This window comes from Thalassovita sp. (genome assembly GCF_034670005.1).
In the GTDB taxonomy this organism is placed as follows: domain Bacteria; phylum Pseudomonadota; class Alphaproteobacteria; order Rhodobacterales; family Rhodobacteraceae; genus Thalassobius.
Genome location: NZ_JAXMOH010000001.1, coordinates 96,396 through 116,938 on the forward strand (window position 1 = coordinate 96,396; position 20,543 = coordinate 116,938).

23 protein-coding genes are annotated in these 20,543 nt (G+C 58.1%); 6 read left to right on the plus strand and 17 right to left on the minus strand.

Annotation, left to right across the window (positions count from 1 at the left end; all coding sequences use genetic code 11):
• The first annotated feature begins 213 nt into the window (after positions 1-213).
• Positions 214-1,053 carry a universal stress protein gene (locus VOI23_RS00520; RefSeq protein WP_323779934.1) on the plus strand — a complete coding sequence of 280 codons (840 nt, stop codon included), beginning with the start codon at positions 214-216 and terminating at the stop codon, positions 1,051-1,053.
• A 256-nt stretch (positions 1,054-1,309) separates the two neighbouring features.
• On the opposite strand, the gene fnrL is transcribed toward VOI23_RS00520, so the two are convergent.
• Complete coding sequence (gene fnrL, locus VOI23_RS00525) at positions 1,310-2,056, minus strand: transcriptional regulator FnrL (protein ID WP_323779937.1); 747 nt, start codon at positions 2,054-2,056, stop codon at positions 1,310-1,312.
• Between the two features lie 68 nt (positions 2,057-2,124).
• Between fnrL and hemN the strand changes: the two genes are divergently transcribed.
• The gene (hemN, locus tag VOI23_RS00530) at positions 2,125-3,480 is read left to right on the plus strand and encodes an oxygen-independent coproporphyrinogen III oxidase (RefSeq protein ID WP_323779940.1); all 1,356 of its coding nucleotides are present in this window, start codon (positions 2,125-2,127) and stop codon (positions 3,478-3,480) included.
• Positions 3,481-3,543: 63 nt separating this feature from the next.
• A complete protein-coding gene (locus tag VOI23_RS00535; protein ID WP_323779943.1) occupies positions 3,544-4,458 on the plus strand; it encodes an endonuclease/exonuclease/phosphatase family protein in 915 nt (304 codons plus the stop codon).
• 10 nt (positions 4,459-4,468) lie between these two features.
• Here VOI23_RS00535 and VOI23_RS00540 read toward each other — a convergent pair whose 3' ends face one another.
• From VOI23_RS00540 to VOI23_RS00565, 6 genes are all read right to left on the minus strand, one after another.
• On the minus strand, positions 4,469-6,061 hold the full coding sequence (locus VOI23_RS00540; RefSeq protein ID WP_323779945.1) for an ABC transporter ATP-binding protein: 1,593 nt from the start codon (positions 6,059-6,061) through the stop codon (positions 4,469-4,471).
• A complete protein-coding gene (locus tag VOI23_RS00545) occupies positions 6,058-6,297 on the minus strand; it encodes a hypothetical protein (RefSeq protein ID WP_323779949.1) in 240 nt (79 codons plus the stop codon). Before VOI23_RS00545 ends, VOI23_RS00540 begins: the two co-directional genes overlap by 4 nt.
• Before the next feature lie 65 nt (positions 6,298-6,362).
• On the minus strand, positions 6,363-7,475 hold the full coding sequence (locus VOI23_RS00550; protein WP_323779952.1) for an ABC transporter permease: 1,113 nt from the start codon (positions 7,473-7,475) through the stop codon (positions 6,363-6,365).
• The gene (locus VOI23_RS00555) at positions 7,475-8,563 is read right to left on the minus strand and encodes a microcin C ABC transporter permease YejB (protein ID WP_323779955.1); all 1,089 of its coding nucleotides are present in this window, start codon (positions 8,561-8,563) and stop codon (positions 7,475-7,477) included. Before VOI23_RS00555 ends, VOI23_RS00550 begins: the two co-directional genes overlap by 1 nt.
• Positions 8,564-8,572: 9 nt before the next feature.
• A complete protein-coding gene (locus VOI23_RS00560) occupies positions 8,573-10,486 on the minus strand; it encodes an extracellular solute-binding protein (RefSeq protein ID WP_323779958.1) in 1,914 nt (637 codons plus the stop codon).
• A 167-nt stretch (positions 10,487-10,653) separates the two neighbouring features.
• Positions 10,654-11,178: a cytochrome c family protein gene (locus VOI23_RS00565; RefSeq protein WP_323779961.1), complete on the minus strand. Its 525-nt coding sequence runs from the start codon at positions 11,176-11,178 to the stop codon at positions 10,654-10,656.
• A 120-nt stretch (positions 11,179-11,298) separates the two neighbouring features.
• On the opposite strand from VOI23_RS00565, the gene VOI23_RS00570 reads away from it, so the two are divergent.
• Positions 11,299-12,132 carry a prephenate dehydratase gene (locus VOI23_RS00570; RefSeq protein ID WP_323779964.1) on the plus strand — a complete coding sequence of 278 codons (834 nt, stop codon included), beginning with the start codon at positions 11,299-11,301 and terminating at the stop codon, positions 12,130-12,132.
• A 98-nt stretch (positions 12,133-12,230) separates the two neighbouring features.
• Here VOI23_RS00570 and VOI23_RS00575 read toward each other — a convergent pair whose 3' ends face one another.
• The 5 genes from VOI23_RS00575 to VOI23_RS00595 all read right to left on the minus strand — a co-directional run bounded on the left by VOI23_RS00575 (position 12,231) and on the right by VOI23_RS00595 (position 14,804).
• Positions 12,231-12,788, minus strand: coding sequence for a F0F1 ATP synthase subunit B (locus VOI23_RS00575; protein WP_323779967.1), 558 nt, complete (start codon positions 12,786-12,788; stop codon positions 12,231-12,233).
• A gap of 5 nt (positions 12,789-12,793) precedes the next feature.
• Positions 12,794-13,354 (minus strand): F0F1 ATP synthase subunit B', encoded by a 561-nt coding sequence (locus VOI23_RS00580; protein WP_323779971.1) that lies wholly within the window; start codon positions 13,352-13,354, stop codon positions 12,794-12,796.
• Between the two features lie 80 nt (positions 13,355-13,434).
• Positions 13,435-13,659 (minus strand): F0F1 ATP synthase subunit C, encoded by a 225-nt coding sequence (locus VOI23_RS00585; RefSeq protein ID WP_025046967.1) that lies wholly within the window; start codon positions 13,657-13,659, stop codon positions 13,435-13,437.
• Positions 13,660-13,713: 54 nt separating this feature from the next.
• The gene (locus VOI23_RS00590; RefSeq protein ID WP_323779979.1) at positions 13,714-14,472 is read right to left on the minus strand and encodes a F0F1 ATP synthase subunit A; all 759 of its coding nucleotides are present in this window, start codon (positions 14,470-14,472) and stop codon (positions 13,714-13,716) included.
• A gap of 2 nt (positions 14,473-14,474) precedes the next feature.
• The gene (locus VOI23_RS00595) at positions 14,475-14,804 is read right to left on the minus strand and encodes an AtpZ/AtpI family protein (protein ID WP_323779982.1); all 330 of its coding nucleotides are present in this window, start codon (positions 14,802-14,804) and stop codon (positions 14,475-14,477) included.
• 253 nt (positions 14,805-15,057) lie between these two features.
• Between VOI23_RS00595 and VOI23_RS00600 the strand changes: the two genes are divergently transcribed.
• The gene (locus tag VOI23_RS00600; protein ID WP_323779985.1) at positions 15,058-15,408 is read left to right on the plus strand and encodes a metalloregulator ArsR/SmtB family transcription factor; all 351 of its coding nucleotides are present in this window, start codon (positions 15,058-15,060) and stop codon (positions 15,406-15,408) included.
• A gap of 95 nt (positions 15,409-15,503) precedes the next feature.
• Here VOI23_RS00600 and VOI23_RS00605 read toward each other — a convergent pair whose 3' ends face one another.
• From VOI23_RS00605 to VOI23_RS00615, 3 genes are all read right to left on the minus strand, one after another.
• Complete coding sequence (locus VOI23_RS00605; RefSeq protein ID WP_323779988.1) at positions 15,504-16,385, minus strand: DMT family transporter; 882 nt, start codon at positions 16,383-16,385, stop codon at positions 15,504-15,506.
• Between the two features lies 1 nt (position 16,386).
• Positions 16,387-17,262, minus strand: coding sequence for a LysR family transcriptional regulator (locus VOI23_RS00610; protein ID WP_323779991.1), 876 nt, complete (start codon positions 17,260-17,262; stop codon positions 16,387-16,389).
• Positions 17,263-17,386: 124 nt separating this feature from the next.
• Positions 17,387-17,626, minus strand: coding sequence for a hypothetical protein (locus VOI23_RS00615; RefSeq protein WP_323779993.1), 240 nt, complete (start codon positions 17,624-17,626; stop codon positions 17,387-17,389).
• 367 nt (positions 17,627-17,993) lie between these two features.
• On the opposite strand from VOI23_RS00615, the gene VOI23_RS00620 reads away from it, so the two are divergent.
• Complete coding sequence (locus tag VOI23_RS00620) at positions 17,994-18,590, plus strand: FMN-dependent NADH-azoreductase (protein ID WP_323779997.1); 597 nt, start codon at positions 17,994-17,996, stop codon at positions 18,588-18,590.
• A gap of 145 nt (positions 18,591-18,735) precedes the next feature.
• Here the strand turns inward: VOI23_RS00620 and VOI23_RS00625 are convergent, their stop codons facing one another.
• Together VOI23_RS00625 and VOI23_RS00630 are read right to left on the minus strand one after the other, a co-directional pair.
• Entirely contained in the window at positions 18,736-19,545 is an 810-nt protein-coding gene (locus tag VOI23_RS00625) for a M90 family metallopeptidase (RefSeq protein WP_323780000.1), read from the minus strand.
• Between the two features lie 118 nt (positions 19,546-19,663).
• Positions 19,664-20,407: a putative nucleotide-diphospho-sugar transferase gene (locus VOI23_RS00630; protein WP_323780003.1), complete on the minus strand. Its 744-nt coding sequence runs from the start codon at positions 20,405-20,407 to the stop codon at positions 19,664-19,666.
• Positions 20,408-20,543: the final 136 nt, after the last annotated feature.

Consider the following 20,543-nt stretch of genomic DNA (forward strand, 5'->3'; position numbering starts at 1 on the left):
CCTTCGTCTTTGACCCGCGCGATTCGTATGCCGCACGAGCGGTTCCAGACCGTGCGTTTAATGCGCCCGGGACGGGTCAGTTACCTTGATCTGCATCAAAAGCAATCCCTCCTTTTTGTCGCGTCGCGGGCTTTCTAATTGACCCGTATCAAAGTCAGCGCCCCGTACGGGGCTTAGGGTAGCAACATGCGGCCTGAACCAAAGAGGACAATCATGGCTTACAAGACCCTATTCACGGTATTGACCGATGCCGACCTGGTGGAACCCATTCTGAAAAAAGGAATCGTCCTGGCCAATGCCTACGACGCTCATTTTGAGGTGCTCTGCCTGGGGGTGGATCGGACCCAGACCGGATACTATTACGCGGGGGCCAACGCGATGGTTCTGCAAGAAACCATCACCCGCGCCAATGAAGAGGCCAAAGAGATCGACGCGAAGGTGAAACAGCGGCTCGGTAAATCCGATATCCGCTGGAACTCAGATCTGGGCGTCGCTCAGTTGGCCGATATCGGACGGCATGTCGCCGCCCATGCGCGCTTTGCCGATCTGGTGCTGTTGCCGCAACCTTATGGAGAAAATCGCGGTGCCGAATTGGAACCGGTCATCGAAGCGGCAATGTTCGACGGCAAAGTTCCGGTATTGGTTCTACCAACCGAGGACCGCAAAGTCACTGATCTCAACCGGATCACTATCGCCTGGAATGAAAGCAACGAATCGATGGCAGCGGTGCGCGCGGCCATGCCTTTGCTGAAAGAAGCGGCTTCGGTGCGTGTGGTTGTGATTGATCCGCCGGCACATGGCCCGAACCGATCCGACCCGGGCGGCATGCTGTCGCAATTCCTGGCCCGCCACGACATTCGGGTGGAAATCGACGTTCTGGCGAAAACACTGCCGCGAATTTCCGACGTAATCCTGCGTCACGCCACCGACAACGATGCCGATATGGTGGTGATGGGGGCCTATGGCCATTCGCGTTTCCGCGAAGCCATTTTGGGCGGTGCCACGCGTGATATGCTGGAAAAAGCGGAACTGCCTGTCTTTATGGCGCATTGATAAGGCTGGGCGGATTTTCCCGCCCAGTTCCCGCGATCCGGAAACCCCACAATGTCCGGTGGCTTCGAGCATTGTATTCAGGCGGTGTCAAAACGGTAATTCAGGGCTTGGCGCGGTTTGGTCTGCTTATCGCGCTTTTTTCGGCGGCATCAAAATGCTGCCTGCAGGGCCGTAGATCCTCAACCGGGAAAATCGCCCAAAACAGAAATCACAAACGCCGACACCGGTAACTGGCTCGGCCCCACCATTCGCGTCGTCAGGCGAACATACCGCCATCGGAATCGTCGCCCGCTTCTTCCATCAGGCGGGTGAAATCGGGCACCGTCACGTGACGCTTACCTTCGAGAAGAATGACGCCATCGCGTTTCAGCGCCGAAATCTGGCGACTGACCGTTTCCAGCGTCAGGCCCAGATAATCCGCCATCGCTTCGCGGGTCAATGGCAGGTCAAAGACCAGCGCGCCTTCGGCTGGCCTCAGATTCAGCGTCGCATCACGCCGGGCGATGATCGACAACAGGCTGGCAATCTTTTCACGGGCCGTCTTGCGACCCAGCACCAACATCCATTCCCGCGCCGCATCCAGTTCGTCCAGCGTCATTTCCAGAAGACGCTGCGCGATATGCGGCGTTCTTTCCATCAACTGCTCGAACGGTTTCTTGCGGAAACAGCACATGACCAGATCCGTGGTCGCCACGACATCATAAGCCGACCCGTCGCGGCCCGGACGCCCAACAAAATCGCTGGGCAGCAACAACCCAACCATCTGGGTGCGGCCGTCCTCCATCGTCTGAGTCAGGGTGGCAATACCGGTCACCACTGAGCCCACGAAATCCATCTTGTCACCCGACCAGATCACCGTCTGACCGGCTTCAAATGTCCGATAATATTTGATCGCTTCCAGCAGGCCCAACTCATCCGCCTCACAGCGTGCACAAACTGCACGATGCCGGATCGGACAGTCATCACACTCATGGCTGTTCTGAGATTGCTCTTCTTTCAACATATCGAACCGTTCGCGCGCTTGATCTGGGTCAAAGTGGACCCATCTGGATTCTACTACAGGCTATGCGCATGGAAACAAAAACGCAACTTGCAAAACTGGGACTGTTTGACGCGAAAGTGCCAAGGTATACCAGTTACCCCACAGCCCCGCATTTTTCCGGAAATGTAGATGCTACAAAATTCTCTCAATGGATCAAAGAGATAGAATCTGACTCAGAGATATCTCTTTATGTCCATGTTCCATTTTGTCGCCGACTGTGTTGGTTTTGTGCATGTCGCACTCAAGGCACACAAAGCGACTCGCCCGTCATTGCCTATATGGAAACGCTGAAGTCTGAACTGGCTCTTCTGAAAAGCGTTCTGCCACGGGGGGTAAAATTGTCGCGGCTGCACTGGGGCGGCGGAACCCCGACCCTGCTGTCGCCGTCTATGATGAGCGATCTGGCGGGGACAATTGCCGATGTCGCCCCGTTCGCGGAAGGGGCCGAATTTTCGGTGGAAATCGACCCTAATGAAATTGATGATGCCCGGCTGACAGCTCTCGCTGCTGCCGGGATGAATCGGGCCTCGATCGGGGTCCAGGATTTCGATGACGAAATTCAGCGGACCATCGGACGGCTACAGGGCTACGACGTGACCCGTGACGCGATCGACGCGATCCGGGCGCACGGAATTGACAGCATCAACGCCGATATCCTGTTCGGCCTGCCGCATCAGTCGCGCGAAAAGATCACCGAAAGCGTTCAGAAACTGCTGTCGCTCAATCCCAGCCGCGTAGCGCTTTACGGCTATGCCCATGTGCCGTGGATGGCCAAGCGCCAGCAGATGATACCCTCCGACGCGCTGCCGACCCCTCAGGAACGGCTGGAACTGTTCGAAACCGCTCGGAATCTGTTCTTGTGGGACAATTATGTCGAAATCGGCATCGACCACTTCGCCATCCCCGAAGACAGTCTGGCCGTAGCGCAGAAAGCTGGCAAGCTTCGGCGCAATTTCCAAGGCTATACAGATGATCGGTCACAGGTTCTGATTGGCGTCGGCGCATCATCGATTTCGCGCTTCCCGCAGGGATATGCCCAAAACCATCCCTCGACAGGGGCTCATACGGCTGCAATTCGCGACGGTCATTTTTCGACTGCTCGCGGGCATGTGTTCAGCGCAGATGACAAGCTGCGCGGCCGGATTATTGAAATGCTGATGTGCGATTTCGCTATAGATAGCGAAGAACTTCTCGAATGCTACGATGTCAGCCGCGAACAACTCGAGAACATGCTGGACAAGGTAGAAACAACCTTTCCCGGCATTCTGAACCGTAAGGGTCTGGATATCTCCATTCCACCCAAAGCGCGCCCGCTGACCCGGATCATTGCCCGCAGCTTCGATGCGTATGATCTGTCCAAGGCCGGGCACAGCTCGGCGATCTGAACCACAGGGGCAAGCGAAATCCGTATCCGGTTTCTCTTGCCCCTGACGGATAGGATAGCGCCCATGCGGATTGCCACCTTCAACCTGCAAAACCTGCGCCTGCGCGGCGACCATCTGGACGGCGCACGCGACGGCGACGTGCCGCAAGATCGTGGCGCGCAAGCCAGAGCGCTCGACCCGGCTGACCGGGCCCTGACCGCACAGGTCATCCGCGACACGGATGCCGATATCCTGGCATTGCAGGAAGTCTTCGATCAGCCGACGCTGGATCATTTCAACGCCCATGACCTGGTCCCAAGAGGGGCCGGGTATCCATTCCGCACCTGCCTGCCGGGCAATGACGGACGCGGATTGGATGTCGGGCTGATGTCACGGATCGAACCGGCACTGATCCGGTCCCATGCCACCCTGACGCCGAATGATCTGGGTCTGCATTTCGATGCTCTTGCCGACGATCTGCCGATCTTCCGGCGCGATGTGCTGCTGGCTCAAATCGGTCCGCTGACCCTGTTTATCTGCCATTTCAAGGCCCCCTACCCCGACAGTGAACAGGTTTGGGCCATTCGCCATGCCGAGGCGCTGGCGCTGCGCGCACTAATCGAACGCGAAATCCCCGACCCTGCCCGGGCTCTTTGGATGATCCTTGGCGATTTGAATGAGCCCGCCCATAGCCAACACCGCCCCGCGGCCATCGCGCCGCTGCGTGGCGACTTTGCCACCGATCTGTTGACCCGTATCCCGCAGACGGACCGCTGGTCCTGGCACAACCCGATTGAACGGCTTTACGGTCATCCCGATGCCCTGCTGGCCAGCCCGGCACTGGCCCGACGCTGGCCCAACGCAGTACCGCAGATCATCCGCAGCGGTATGGGGCTGGAAACCCGCCGAAACACCGGCCCGCACCTGCCGGGCGTCGGATACCACCGGCCCCATGCCAGCGATCATGCCGCCGTGGTGGTCGAAATAGACGGGATCTGATCCTGCAGCCTTAGCTGCCAGATTCCATCGTCGCCGCCACCAGCAACGACTTAGCATATTCCGTCTGTGGATTGTCGAACAGCGCCTGCGCCGTTCCGGCCTCGACCACATCGCCCTGCTTCATCACGATCATCTTGTGGCTCATCGCGCGCACCACGTTCAGATCGTGGCTGATGAACAAATAGGCCAACCCGTGTTTTTCCTGCAGATGCCGCAACAGGTCTACGATCTGCACCTGCACCGTCATGTCCAGCGCGCTGGTCGGTTCGTCCAGCACCACCAGACGCGGCCGCAGGATCATCGCCCGGGCGATGGCGATACGCTGACGCTGACCGCCGGAAAATTCATGCGGGTAGCGGTGCATCGTGGCCGGGTCCAACCCGACCTCCTGCATCACTTCGGCCACCATGTCGTTCCGGTTTCGCCCGGGATCTACGCCATGTACGCTCAACCCCTCGGCAATGATCTGTTCGCAGGTCATCCGCGGCGACAGGCTGCCGAACGGGTCCTGGAATACGATTTGCATTTCCTTGCGCAGCGCCCGCAACTGCCGCGTCGACCAACCGCGCACATCGCGCCCGTCAAAGGTGATACCGCCCTCGGACCCGATCAGCCGCATGATTGCCAGCGCCAGCGTGGTCTTGCCCGATCCGCTTTCGCCGACGATGCCAAGGGTTTCACCTTCGCGCACGCTGATACTGGCGTCATTCACCGCCTTCACATGGCCGACGACCTTTTTGAAAAACCCCTGCTGGATTGGGAACCAGACCCGCAGGTCTTCGGTTTTGATCAATTCCTTGGCGCCCTCCGGCACCGCGACCGGCTGCCCCGCCGGCTGCGCCGATAGCAGCTTTTGGGTATAAGGGTGCTGCGGATTATCGAAAATCTCGACCGTCGGCCCGGTCTCAACGATTTCGCCATCCTTCATCACACAGACCCTGTCGGCGATCCGCCGCACGATGCTCAAATCGTGCGTGATGAATAACAGCCCCATATTCTCGGATCGTTTCAGTTCGGCCAGCAATTCCAGAATCTGCGCCTGAATGGTCACATCCAGCGCCGTGGTCGGTTCATCAGCGATCAGGATGTCGGGCTTGTTGGCCAGCGCCATTGCGATCATCACCCGTTGCCGCTGCCCGCCTGACAATTGATGCGGATAAGCACCCAACCGGCTTTCCGCATCACGGATTCCGACTCGTTTCAGCAGATCCAATACCCGCGCCCGGGCTTTGTTGCCCACCACCGCTTGATGCAGCGCCAGAGATTCAGTCAACTGCCGCTCAATCGTGTGCAGCGGATTCAGTGACGTCATCGGTTCCTGAAAAATGAAGCTGATATCGTTGCCCCGCACCTTGCGCAGCAACCGGTCCGGGGCGCCGATCATTTCCTGACCGTCATAGGTGACCGATCCGCTGACCTGTGCCACATCACCCAACAATGACACCGTGGACAAGGCGGTAACCGATTTGCCCGACCCGCTTTCGCCCACCAAGGCCACGGTTTCGCCCCGGTCCAAGCTGAAGGAAACGCCCCTGACCGCCATATTGGTTTTACCGTCCTGGCGGAAACTGACGGTCAGGTCCTTGACCTCAAGTATGCTCATAGAGACCTCATCGCATTCAGCATGATCACGCCCCAGATCGCGCCGCCAATCGTGAAGGACAACCCGAACCAACTCAGGGGGCGGGCTTGCCACCGCATCAAGGCTGCATAGAGCACCGACATCGCCACCGGCCCAAACGGCACCGCCCAAACCCACAGCAGTTTTCCAAAACTACGCGCCGACAGATCGGCGCTCAAAACCCCGAACCCAATCCAGCCCAACATAATGGCAGACATGACAACCGCAGTTCCGCTCAACCCGTTAAGGGCGCACTGTCCTTTTGAGATACAGACGGGCGCAGTCATTGAAAGGTCTTCCTCGGGTCAAACGCGTCCCTGACGCCTTCGAAGATGAACACCAGCAGCGACAGCATCACCGCGAAGACGGTAAAGGCGGTGAAGGCCAGCCACGGCGCCTGTAGGTTCTGTTTCGCCTGCAATGTCAGTTCGCCCAGGCTTGGCGCCGAGGATGGCAAGCCAAAGCCAAGGAAATCCAGCCCAGCCAACGTCGAAATGGTCCCGGTGACGATGAAGGGCAGCATGGTCAGCGTCGCCACCATCGCGTTGGGCAGCATGTGGCGGAACATGATCACCCGGTTCGACACGCCCAAAGCTTTCGCCGCGCGCACATATTCGAGGTTCCGCGCCCGCAGGAATTCGGCCCGCACCACACCGACCAGCGCTGTCCAGCTGAACAGCACGATGATTAGCACGAGCAGCCAAAATCCGCGCCCAAGAATTGCGAAAAGGATGATGATGACATAAAGCGCCGGGGTTGCCCCCCAGATTTCGATCACCCGCTGGAAAATCAGGTCCAGCCAGCCGCCGAAATAGCCCTGCAAGGCCCCCGCGACAATGCCCACCACGCTGGCCAGAGTAGTGACGATCAGGGTAAACAGGATCGACAGCCGGAAGCCATAGATCACACGCGCGACCACGTCGCGTTTGGTGTCGTCGGTGCCAAGCCAGTTCATCCCGTTCGGCGGCAACGGCGCCGCGCCGGGCCGGTCCACAGTGGTCTGGTAACTGTAGGGGATCGGCGGCCACAGTGCCCAGCCGCGTTGAAACCCGTCTGTACCTTTGTCGAACGTGCCCTCGGAGATCGCTGTCACCATCCCCTCGGGATCGTCCCAGCAGTCTTCCAGCCCGCCACTCATGATCAGGCATTGCACTTCCGGGTCGCGATAGGGCGCTTCGGTCTGGAAATCGCCGCCAAAGGCGGTTTCGGGATAGAAGCGGAAGATCGGCGCATAGAAGTCGCCGCGGTACTTCACCAGAATCGGTTTGTCATTGGCGATGAACTCGGCAAACAACGACAGGCCGAACAAGATCGCGAACACGATCAGCGACCAGAAGGCGCGGCGGTTGCGCTTGAAATTATTCCAGCGGCGTTGATTGAGCGGGGACAGCGCCATCAGCCTTCCCTCTTCTCGAAATCAATCCGTGGGTCGACAAAGACATACATCAGATCCGACAGAATCCCGACCACCAGCCCGATGATACCGAAAATGAACAGGGTGCCGAAAATCACCGGATAGTCGCGCGCCACCGCCGCTTCGAATCCCAACCGGCCCAGCCCATCGAGGCTGAAGATCGTCTCGATGATCAACGAGCCGCCAAAAAACACGCCAATAAACACCGCCGGGAACCCCGCGATCACGATCAGCATCGCGTTGCGGAACACGTGGCCATACAGCACCCGCTGTTCGGTCAGCCCCTTAGCCCGCGCGGTCATCACGTAGTGCTTTTTGATCTCATCAAGGAAACTGTTCTTGGTCAGCAGCGTGAGCGTCGCAAAGGCTGCGATGGTCGAAGCGAAGACCGGTAGCGCGATATGCCAGAAATAGTCGACCACCTTGCCGACCAGTGAAAGTTCCGCCCAGTTGTCCGATGTCAGCCCCCTGAGCGGGAAGATCTGCCAATAACTGCCGCCCGCGAACAGCACCAGCAGCAGAATCGCGAACAGGAAGCCTGGGATCGCGTAGGCCACGATGATCACCGCGCTGGTCCAGGTGTCGAAGCGGCCGCCATCCTGCACCGCCTTGCGGATGCCAAGCGGGATCGAAATGGCATAGGCGATCAAGGTAGACCACAGGCCCAGGGTGATCGACACCGGCATCTTTTCCAGAACCAGATCGGTCACGCTGATCGACCGGAAATAACTTTGGCCGAAATCCAGCCGCATATAATTCCACATCATGTTGAAGAACCGCTGCAACGGCGGTTTGTCGAAACCAAATTCCTTTTCCAGCTCGGCGATGAATTCCGGAGGCAACCCACGTGCCCCGGCATATTCGCTTTCCGAGGTTGCCGCGGCGCTGCCGCCACCCGCATCGCCGCCCCCGGCAATACCTTCGAACACATCGCCCTGGCCCTGGACCTGGGCGATGATCTGTTCAATCGGACCACCCGGTACGAATTGAACCAGCACGAAATTGATTACCATGATCCCGATCAGTGTCGGAATCACCAGCAACAGGCGGCGAAGAATATAGGCTCCCATGGTTCTGCCTTACCGGATTGCCCCGGCGTCTTTCAACGCCTGATATTTGTCCGGGTTGAACCACCACAGCCCCATTTCCCCCAATGCGATTTTCGGTGGGGTATCGGTATAGGGACGGTCGTAGATATCGAAATAGGCGATGTTGTGCACCGGCTTGTACCATTGCGGCACCCAGATATGCATCGCCCGCAAAACCCGGTCTAACGCCTTGACCGCCGTTGTCAGTTCTTCGCGGCTCTTGGCGTTCTCGATCACCCTGATCAGCGCATCGACCGCTTCGTTCTTCACCCCGGCGATGTTGTTGGCCCCATGCACATCGGCGGTTTCCGACCCGAAGATACCGCGCAATTCGTTGCCCGGCGTCTGCGACATCGAATAACGGCGTACCGTGATGTCAAATTCGAAGTTCTTCTCGCGTTCCTGAGCCTGCGCATTGTCGATGCGTTTGCTGGCGGTTTCGATCCCCAGCCGCTTCAGGTTTTCAATATATGGGTTGAAAATGCGCTCGAAAGACGGGCTGTCGTTCAGCATCTCGATCTTCAACCGTTCTCCCTTGTCGTTAACTCGGATACCATCGTTACCCACGGTCCATCCTGCTTCGTCCAGCAACTTACCGGCCCGACGCAACACCCGCCGGTCGGCTACCTTAGATGGGTTCGACACGGCCGGAACGAAGGCCGGTTCGGTGAATACGGTTTCAGGCACGAATTCGCGCAGCGGCTCCAGCAGCGCCAGTTCGGCCTCCGACGGCATCCCTTCGGCCTGCATGTCCGAGTTTTCCCAGAAACTGTCGGTGCGTTCATACAGCCCGTAGAACAGGCTTTCGTTCGACCATTCGAAATTGAACGCCATTGAAATCGCTTCGCGCACACGGGGATCGGCAAAGATCGGTCGGCGCAGGTTGAACCACCAGCCCTGCGTTCCCGCCGGGCGGCCATCGGGCAGGGTTTCCACCTTGACCCAGCCCTTTTCGATGGCCGGGAAATCATAGGCCGTCCCCCAGAGCAGCGACAGGAACTCTTCGCGGAAACTATAGGCGCCACCCTTGAACGCTTCGAAAGCCGAGGTGTAATCGGTATAATATTCCACCTTCAGGACATCGAAATTGTTCTGACCGACATTCACGTTCAGATCCTTGGCCCAGTAATCGTCGCGCCGCTTGTAGCTGACCGACCGGCCCGGATCGACCGACAGCAATTCGTAGGCCCCCGATCCCAATGGCGGTTCCAGCGTGGATTCGGAGAAATCCCGGGTTTCGTAGTAGGCCTTGGAAAAGATCGGCAGACCGCCCACGGTCATGATCATTTCGCGCAGTGGGCCATCGGGGTTGAAGGTGAATTTAACCTGCGCGTCATCCAGCGCCTCGACGTTTTGGATATCCTTGAACAGCACCTTGTAGACCGGCTGCCCCTTGTCACGCAGCACCTCATAGGAAAACACAACGTCCTGCGCGGTGATCTGGGTGCCATCCGAAAATTTAGCCTCGGGCCGCAGATGGAATACCACCCATTCCCTGTTTTCGGGATATTCCAGCCAGTCGGCGACCAGACCATAGGCCGCATCGGGTTCATCAAGGTTTCCAGTCAGCAGGCTATCAAAGAACACAGACGACATCGCGGCAGCGTTGCCCTTCAGGATATAGGGCGACAGGCTGTCAAATGTGCCAAAGGCCCAGGTCGAAAATTCCCCGCCCTTCGGAGCATCGGGATTGACGTAATCGAAATGCGCAAAGCCTTCTTCGTATTTCAGATCGCCAAAGGCGGAAATTCCATGGCTATGGATGATCTTTTCCTCTGCCCTCAGCGGCAGCGCCAGCAGTGCCAGGCACAGCACCATCAGCATCGCCATCACGCGCCGCACCGCTGGTTTCGCTATGGCTTTGGCGGTGGATCGATTCGTGTTTTCCCGGTGGTCAGGGATCATCTCTGGTCCTCCTGCATGGACTTCTGCTTTTTCAATCAAGCTATAGAGACATCTTGCAGGTTCAAGACAAGAATACCTGATCAAAACGTGATTATCCCCTTGCCCAGCAAAAAAGCCGCCGCCCAGTTAGGACAGCGGCTGCATAATTTCATGCGGATCGCTTACGATCAGTTATCCAGACTGTCCAGATATGCCACCAGGTTAGCACGGTCGGTGATCTTTTTCAGACCCGCGAACGACATCTTGGTGCCCGGTGCGAAACTTTTAGGGTTGGTCAGGAAATCGTTCAGATGTTCCGGTGTCCAGACATCTGCCACAGCGACCAGACTGCCCGAGTACCCGAATCCGTCCATCGCCCCGACATTACGACCGACAACCCCGTACAGCGACGGTCCGGTTGCGTTCTGTCCTTCTTCGATCTTGTGGCAGGCTTTGCACTTCGAAAAAACCTTGGCACCCTTGGCGATATCGGCTTCGGCCAGCAATTCGCCGAAGCTCGGACCTTCGTCGACGGCTTCTTCACCGTGTCCTTCATCGGCACCGGTATCAATGACATAGGCCTGCTCGGCGTGATCGCCGTGGCCGCCTTCCATCGAATAGAGTTCCTCTGCCGCCCAGTTGCCAAGCAGGAACACCAGCAGCGTTCCGCAAAGTGCACCACCGGCCTTGGTGAGGGTCATCGTATCAAGCATGGGTCACCCATCCGTTTCGTGTCTGTCGGCGCGTATGTATCCGCTTCCCCTTACCTTGTGCAAGGTGTAGTTTCCGCGACCAAACGCCTGAGGCGCGCAAAGTGACAGGAAAGACAACATATGACCCAGCGGATTGCATTTCAGGGCGAACCCGGAGCCTATTCTCACGAAGCCTGCCGGGCCGCGCGGCCCGAAATGGAGGCGCTGCCCTGTCGCACCTTTGAGGACGTTATCGCCGCGGTGCGCGACGGGCGGGCCGAACTGGCCATGCTGCCGATTGAAAATTCCACCTATGGCCGGGTCGCCGACATCCACCGGCTGCTGCCTGAAAGCGGGCTGCATATTGTCGATGAGACCTTCGTTCGGGTGCGCATCGCGCTGATGGCCAATCCCGGCGTCACGCTGGACCAGATCAGCACGGTCAATGCCCATCTGGTGCTACTGCCGCAAAGCGCAAATTTCCTCAAGCAGCACGGTATCCGTGGCGAAGCCTATGCCGACAGCGCCGGCGCGGCGGCCGATCTGGCTGCCAGTGGGGCGACCGATCTGGGTGTTCTGGCCTCGGAGCTGGCCGCCGAGATTTACGGCCTGAACGTCCTCGCCCGCGATATCGAAGATTTCGGCCATAACACCACCCGCTTTCTTGTTATGGCGCGCGATCCAAACCATGACCGGCGCGGTGATACCGGGATGATGACCACCTTCGTGTTTCAGGTTCGCAACATTCCTGCGGCGCTCTACAAAGCGATGGGCGGTTTCGCCACGAATGGCGTCAACATGACCAAACTGGAAAGCTACATGGTGAACGGCTCATTCACCGCAACCCAATTCTATGCCGATATCGAAGGCCACCCGGACGATCCGAATGTCAAACTGGCGCTAGAGGAACTGGACTATTTCACTACCCACACCAAGATCCTAGGTGTCTACCCGGCCGAAACCCGGCATCACTGATCCCGAAAGCCCGCCAAAGCACATCGACATCCCATAAAAAAAACACCCCGCCAGTGGCGGGGTGTTTTTTTTTGTAGATCGTTCCACGCAGTTGCGTCTTAGTGCAGCTTCGCTTCGACTTCATTGATGGCCGCGTCAATCAGCTTGTTGCCGGATGCTGCGGTCATCTGCTTGGCGATCACGTCATTGGCTGCGCCAATAGCGATAGAGATCGCCGCATCGCGAACATCCCGTACCGCAGAGGCTTCGGCAGAAGCGATCTGGTCCTTCGCTGAAAGCAAACGACGTTCAATGGATTTCTCCAAATCCGCCTTGGCCTGCTCGGCAAAAATGCCAGCTTCTTCCTTGGCCTGCGCAACGATCCGGCCAGCCTGATCCTGAACTTCCTGTTGCTTGCGCTCGTAGGAGGCCAAAACAGCCTGGGCTTCTTCACGCAGCGCACGGGCTTCGTCCAGATCGGACTTGATGCCCTCGGACCGCTTGTCCAGCATCCCGCCGATCATGCCGGGCACTTTGAAATAGAACAGCACTGCGATGAACAGGATAAAGGCCAGCAACACGATGAAGTTCGTGTTGTGCAGCGAAAAGAACGGACCCGACGCGGCAAATGCCGGGCTGGCGGCCGTCAGGGCGAAAAGAGTTGCCAGTTTACGCATATCCCTTACCCCTTGATCCGGGCAGCCACGGCTGCGTTGACGGTTTTTGCATCTGCTTCACTGCCCAAGGCAGCAATGATTTCTGCGGCAGTGTCCTTGGCAACATCGGTGATGCTTTCAACGGCATTGGCGCGGATCTCAGCAATGACTTTTTCACCTTCGGCCAGTTTGACGGCGATCTCGGCATCTGCCTTGTCGATCGCTGCATTTAACTCGGCCTGCATTGCAGCCTTGGTTTCAGCACCGATACGCTGAGCTTCGGCGCGGGCTTCGGCCAGGGCCTTGTTATAGGCCTCTTCCGCTTCCAGCGCCTTCGCCTTCAGCTCTTCAGCCTTGGCGATATCATTCGTAATTGTCCCCTGACGCTCGGCCAGAACCGCAGCGATGCGGGGCAGCGCGATGCGCGACAGGACGAAATAGATCACGACCAGCGTGACCAGAAGCCAGAAAATCTGGTTGCCCCAGGTGGAAAAATCCAGCTGCGGCATACCCGGAGCGGCAGCTTCGTGCCCTCCTTGCATTGCCTCGGCAGCGTGGCCTGCGGCTTCGTGCGTTTCAGTCGCCATGACGTCCTCCTTGGGAACTTCCGGTTACACCGGGCGGGCGCGCTGCGCCCACCCGGCCGTAAGGATGTGTTCCGTAAGGCTTAGACGGCGAACATCAGCAGCAGAGCGACGAGGAACGAGAAGATCCCCAGAGCTTCTGCAAACGCGATGCCGATGAACAGGGTCGCAGTCTGCGACGCGGCTGCCGACGGGTTGCGCAGTGCGCCTGCCAGGTAGTTACCTGCAACGTTGCCAACACCGATTGCGGCTGCACCCGAACCGATTGCTGCCAGGCCTGCGCCGATATGTGCCAGTTCACCTTCCATGATGTATCTCCTTACGATTGGAAGTTGGAATAGATATAGTTCTTGAGACAGACCTTAGTGCGACGGATGCAGAGCATCTTTCAGATACACGCAGGTCAGAATGGTAAAGACATAAGCCTGAATAAAGGCCACAAGGACCTCCAGACCATACATCGCGGTGATCGCAACCACCGAGACGGGGCTGACCGCGGCAATCGCCGCAAAGCCCGCGAAAACCTTGATCACGGCATGGCCCGCCATCACGTTGCCAGCAAGACGAATGCTGTGGCTGACGGGGCGCACGAAGTAGGAAATCAGTTCGATAATGGCCAGGACCGGGCGCAGCGCCAACGGCGCGCTGGACACCCAGAACAGGCCCAGAAAACCGACCCCATGCTTAACCAGACCGACGATGGTCACGGTCAGGAACACCAGCAGCGCCAGAACAACGGTGACGGCGAAATGCGACGTGGTGGCAAAGCTCATCGGCAGCAGGCCAAGGAAGTTGGCAAAGACGATGAACATGAACAAGGTCATCACATAGGGGAAAAACTTGACCGCGTCCTTACCGGTCACATCCTCGACCATCTTGTAGACAAAGCCATAGGCCAATTCGCCTACCGACTGGCTACGCGACGGGATCATCGCGCGACGCGAAGTTCCCAGAACCATCATCAGGATAACCGCGACAACCGCCAGGGCCATCCACAGGGTCGCATTGGTGATAGTGTACCATTCGATCGTGTCGCCACCAAAGAGCGGCTTCACGATGAACTGATCCATCGGGTGAAATACCAGACCGCCTGTCTCGGCGCCGTGTGCTTCGCTTGCCACGTCTATACCCTCTCGTTCTTCTCGGCCTCATCGGCCAATGTCTGCTCCTGGATCTCTTTCGACGTGCGGATCATCGTCTTTATCCCCGCCGCCAGACCCAGCAATGTGAAAATGACAAGGAAAATCGGGATCGTCCCGAGCAGGCGATCAAGCCCGTATCCTATGCCAAACCCGATCCCAAGACCGGAAACCATTTCAATCACCATGCGCCAGGCCATGTTGGCCTGAGAATAGTGCTCATCCGCGCGGGGTTTCGGGGCCTGGGTCTTTCGGACCGCCTCAATCCGGGCCTCAAGCTGCTTTAGCTGCTGCTTTTGGTCGGGATCGGTCACGCGCAAAACCCCCATCGGATGTTCGGGCACTTGCTATGCTGCACAGGCACCCGAGTCAAGCGCGCAAAACAAGCGATAAAAACATCTGTAAGACATTGTTTTAACGAATGTTTTTTGCAACACGAAAACACTGGCAAGGCGCCGAAAAACGACTGTTAGCGCCATCTGCGTCTGAAAACGTTATTCAACCTTTCGGTTGATCTTTCAGCCGGACACAGTTGACCCGCTGTTTCCGCCCGCCTAGGGAAAAGACATGAACAGAGTTTCCGATCTCGATACCGTCTTTGCGGCCCTCGCCGATCCGACCCGGCGCCGGATACTGTCGATGCTGCTGGAAGATGACATGGCGGTCACCGATGTGGCCGATCCGTTCGAAATGTCTTTGGCCGCGATTTCGAAACATCTTTCAATTCTGGCCACTGCCGGGCTGATCAGTCAGGAAAAACGCGGTCGGGTGAAATGGTGCAAACTGGAACCGGACGCGCTGCGTGATGCCAGCGTCTGGATGCAGAGTTTCGGCCAGTTCGAAGCAGTCAACCTGGATGCGTTCGAACGGTTTCTGAAAACCGAACTGAACGATGGCGGCGAAACCTCGCACGATTGAGCATCGTCCTGACGGCCTGAAACAGTGCCCAGTTTGATCCGAAACCGCGCCGCGCCAGGCTCTCCCGCTCAAACGGCAGCAGCAAAAACTTTGCCTTAATGTTCGTTGCGCAACAGCAGCAATAACGCCACCACCGTCATCGCCACCCCACCCAGAACCCAGACGGTCGGCACGCCGTGGCCCAGTACCAATTCCCAGACCAAGACCCAGCTGGGCGTCAGGTAAGTGTAGGCCATCACCTTAGCCGAGGGCAGGCGAAGCGACGCGTATTGCAGCAAAACAAAAGTCACCGCGCTGGCGAAGACCGCAATATAGATCAGCGTGATCCAGACGATCCCGGGCAAGGCCGCCCAGTCTGTCGCCATGATGTCGTTCCAGCCAAAGACCGTGACGACACCGAAACAGGCCAGCAACATGCCGAAAGTGAACACCACCGCCGGTTCGCCCCGGTTCAGCAATCGTACCATCGGGGTGTAGATCGCATGAGCGATGCAGCCCCAGAAAAAGATCACTTCGCCCTCGCCGACCTGAAACCGCAAGAGCGCCTGCAGATCGGCTCCGAAAATGACCCACAGCGCCCCCGCCCCGCCGACCATCAGGGCCAGCGCCATGCGCGCCGTTGTTACCTGCCGCAGCAGGACGAATCCGGCCAGCGCGGCCATGATGGGCGTCAGGGTGAATACCGCAGCCGCCGATACCGGTTGCGCGGTTTTAAGCCCATAGAACATCAGCACGAAATAGGTGGCAAAGGTGCTGCCCAACAACAGGTACCGCCAAGGGGCGCGGAAGGCGCTGCGTGGAATGCCGGTGGTCAGCGCAGCGGCTATACCCACCAATACAGCGGCAATGGCAAAGCGCGCCGCGGTCAGAGCCGTCGGCGCAATATGATTTGCCGCCATCACGCCCAGTGAAAACGACCCCGCCACCAAGGCCGAAAACACCAACATGGCCAGATGGCCGCGCGCCGCCTCGCTCATATTAATCCCATTCCTTGGCACGTTCCTTAAGGAACTTCACGAAAGCCTGCACCTTGGTGGTGCGATGCAGATCGACATGGGTCACCAGCCACAGCGACGATTGCCAGTCTTCGCGGTCGGTGCAGATTTCCGTCAGATCAGGATGTTTCGCGGCCTCCCATTTGGGCAGGAAGCCAATCCCGATTCCCGCCAGCACCGCCAACTGCAGCGCCCGGTAATCGACACTGCGGAAGATGATGTTTTCTTCTGGAACCTGCTCCCACAGCCAACGATAGAAAGGCGCAAGGCTGTCACGATTATCGGTACCGACAAACAAATGGGCCCGAAAATCGCCGGTGCAATCGGGTTGCCCCATCCGGTCGATATAGGATCGCGCCGCATAAAGCGCCGTATTCTGCGTCAAAAGAGGCTGTACGACATTATCGGGCTCTTCCGGTGCGCGGCCAGCGCGAATGGCGACATGGGCTTCGCCATACTCCAACCGGAACAACCGGTCCCCGGTCAGGTAGCGCAGGATGACTTCGGGGTATTTGAGGCGGAAATCCGCCATCACCGGCATCAGCAAAGGCGACAACCCCGACAAGGATGTCACGACCAGTTCCCCCGAGACGCCATCGCCCTGACCTTTGATTCGCCCGGCCAGTTGACTGAACTGATCGTCGGTGGCCTGCGCCACCCGCATCAGGTCCTGCCCTGCTTCAGTCGGGTTGTAACCGCGCGCGTGGCGTTGAAACAACTTGATGCCCAGCCGGGTTTCGAGCGCATCGATATGGCGGATCACCGTGGCGTGGTGAACTCCCAGAACCTCGGCGGCGCCGCTGACAGTCCCCATCCGCGCCACCTGAAAAGCGGTACGAATTTCATCCCAGTTATCCATTGGCAATCATCCCGTTTCGACCTTGAAACAAACCCGGCCACAGCCGCCCCCCCTAACAGGCAGTCAATCAACGAAAAAAGCGCACCACAATGGGTGCGCTTCATTCAATTCTTGTAGGACTGACTTATTCCGTGGTGGCGGTGCTGCTGTCGCTCGAGGACGAGGACGCAACCAGAGCCAGAACAACGGCGCCACCGATAAGGACCGGTGTCAGGCCAGCGCTGCCCAGCGACGGAGCCGCCAGAATATCATCATCGTCGTCGGGAGTGACGACGGGATCGACAGGGCCGCTCAGGCTGCCGGCGACGGCTGCGAGCGGAGAGAAAGCGACGATCGCGGCGGCCGCAATAGTTTTAAATTTCATGGGTAAACCCCCTTAGCTAAAAGACTGGGCTCAACCTAGTCTTCCCGAGTGCGAATTGTCAATTGCCCTGGCCCTGCTATTTTCGCCGATAACGCGCGGTATGGCAGTATTACTACACTTGGCTCTTAAAACGCCTCAAAACACGCCATTTGCGCTTCGAGAACAACTATTTCCAGCATTTTTTTCCAGCATTTGTCCGAGCGGCGGATCAAGCTTTGACGGTGCGATTCTTAGTGCCGTCCGGGGCACCGCTCCGAGGGCTGAACAATGTGCAAATTTGCACACAATATAGCGCTTTATCTGCAATTATCAATTCTGACGCACATTGTTAGTGTTCCGTATCACACGTCAGCACAGGACAACTTACATGACCCATTCCATTCTGCATATCGATGCCAGCATCAAACCCGAAGGATCGATCTCCAAGGATCTGACTCGCTCCATCGTTGATCGGTTGCGCAGCGCTCATCCCGATTCGGAACTCACCTATCGCGATCTTGGGGCCAATCCCCTGCCCGAAGCCGACGCAGCCTGGATCGCCGCAGTGAACACTCCCTCCGAGCAACGTAACGCTGATCAGTCCGACATCGCCGCCCTTTCAGACCAGTTGATTGCCGAACTCAAAGCGGCCGATACCGTCGTGATCGGCCTGCCGGTCTACAACTTCAACCTGCCGAGCCAATTGAAGACCTGGCTTGATCAAATGGCGCGGGCCGGTGAAACCTTCCACTACACCGAAGCAGGCCCGGCAGGGTTGGTAAGCGGCACCCGTGCGATCATCGCCTACACCTCCGGTGGCACCCGGTTTGGGTCTGATATCGACTTCGCCTCAACCTATCTTCGCCACATGCTGGGCTTTTTCGGCATTACCGATGTTCAATTCGTCGCCTCCGATCAGTTCGCCATTGACGCAGAGGCATCGCTGAACGCCGCCAATGAGGGCATTGCCAACCTGGCGGCCTGATTTCCCGGCACTGTGCAGCAGCCTAACAGCGCACAGACGTCACGGGTGACTGCGGATAGCGGTCACCCGGTTTTCGGTCAGACGCCTGAAATTTGCCCGGCATTGCGGCTCTGACTGCCTGATCCTTTGATTTACAAGGATCAAACTATTCCCATGCCGACGGGTCCAGCCGAAACAGCAACACCAGTTGCGCGTAAACCGCCGGTTCCTTTTGTTCGAGAGCCCCCGGTTTTTCAAAGAACGCCTCAACCGCCACCGCGAAAAACTCTTCCGGTCCCTCTGCGCCGTAAGCATCCAGCACCGTTTTGCGTCCGGCCTGAACATTTTGAACGTGGCTTTCATACGCGGTGACGAACGTGCGTTCCCAATCCGCAAAGCTCTGGGTCCGGTCAAGATTTGGAACCCCGTCTGTACGACCGGACAGGTCGTCGATCTGGTGAGCGAATTCGTGAAATACGACGTTGTGGCCGTCACCGTCGTCCATCGCGCCCTGTCGGGTATGCGCCCAGGACAGAACGACCGGCCCCCGCGCCCAGCTTTCGCCCGTCCGGACCGTTTCGCGTTCCGTCACGACATAGCCGTTATGTTCGGCATGGCGCGACTTGAAAGCCCCCGGATAGACCAGAATGGTGCGGAGATGCTCGTACCACGCGTCGCTATTGACGACGAGAAAGCAGGCTTGCGCCGCAATGGACAGCCGCATTTCCTCTGTCACGTCCAACCCGTTGCAGCCGATGAATTCGATTTGGTTTAAAAACGCGTTGATCTTGCCCTCAAGCTTGCCGCGCAATTCGGACGGAAGCTTCCGGGTCAAAGGAACCTGCTCTGCAACGATGGCGCGTTGGTGATCCGAAAGCGGGGTTTCAAGAAGGCTTGCCCGACGCTGTTGTCTCGACCAGTACCAAGCCGCAAATGCACCCGCAGAAATCAGCAGGAGAATAAGGAAAACTGTCATCGGGACTTACTCCACCGGTCAGCCAACACCCAACATAGCTAGGCATTTACGGGTGTAAAACAAGCGCAGACATGGGCGGATCCCTGCTGTATAAAAACAGATGATCGGCACTGTCAGCCTAACGCTGCCACGGGGCACCACCCCCATCAGCGCGCCATTCCTCCTCCAGCGCGATGCGCTCCAGCGCCCGCAATTCGTCCAGCGTGCGCACCCGCGCGCCCTGCCCGCGAAGATGCTGCAATAACCGGTGCGAATGAATGATTGTCGGCACTGCGTCCAATGGTTCCCACGCATCCAGCATCGTCAGCCGACGCAGGTTGAATTCCGGCGGCAACACGTAAAACCGCAGATCGCTATCCCATAACAGGTCCTTCAGCACCGGCTGATCCCTGTCACGCCCCGAAACATCATACCGTCGCTTCCATTCAGCGAAAAACGCCGCCATCCCGGCATCGTTGCGATACAGCATCACCCCCGAGTTCAGCTGCGGGAAAGCATAAGGTGTCGGATGCACCCCATCCTGAATCAGGTCCATCCGCCGGCGCACATCGTGGGCCAAAGACAGCGCGAACCGATCGGCCAGATCGAACAGATCGCCAAAGGGCGCGATCACCAGAGTATCGCAATCCAGAAACAGCACCCGGTCGAACCGCGCCTTGGCTAAACAATCCAGCTTTACGCGCGGATGTGTCGATGGCACCGGATGCACCCGGTCGAACCCGGCGACGCCCGGCGCATCTGGCAGATCGGTGAACAGATCGACCGGCACCCCCGGATTGCTGTCCCGGATACTGGCCAGACATTGCACCGCCAGATCGACATATCCCGCACCTGTCGCCACCAATATCACGCCGTCGCTCATGGATATCTCCGTCACTTGTCCCCCCCCGATTGCGGGGGCGCGGTTCTTCGCGCAATTTCATCCGGCCCCATTCGACCCCATCATATAGCCCCCGGCGTCCGGAAAACATGACTATCGAACTGCACCGATCCTGCCT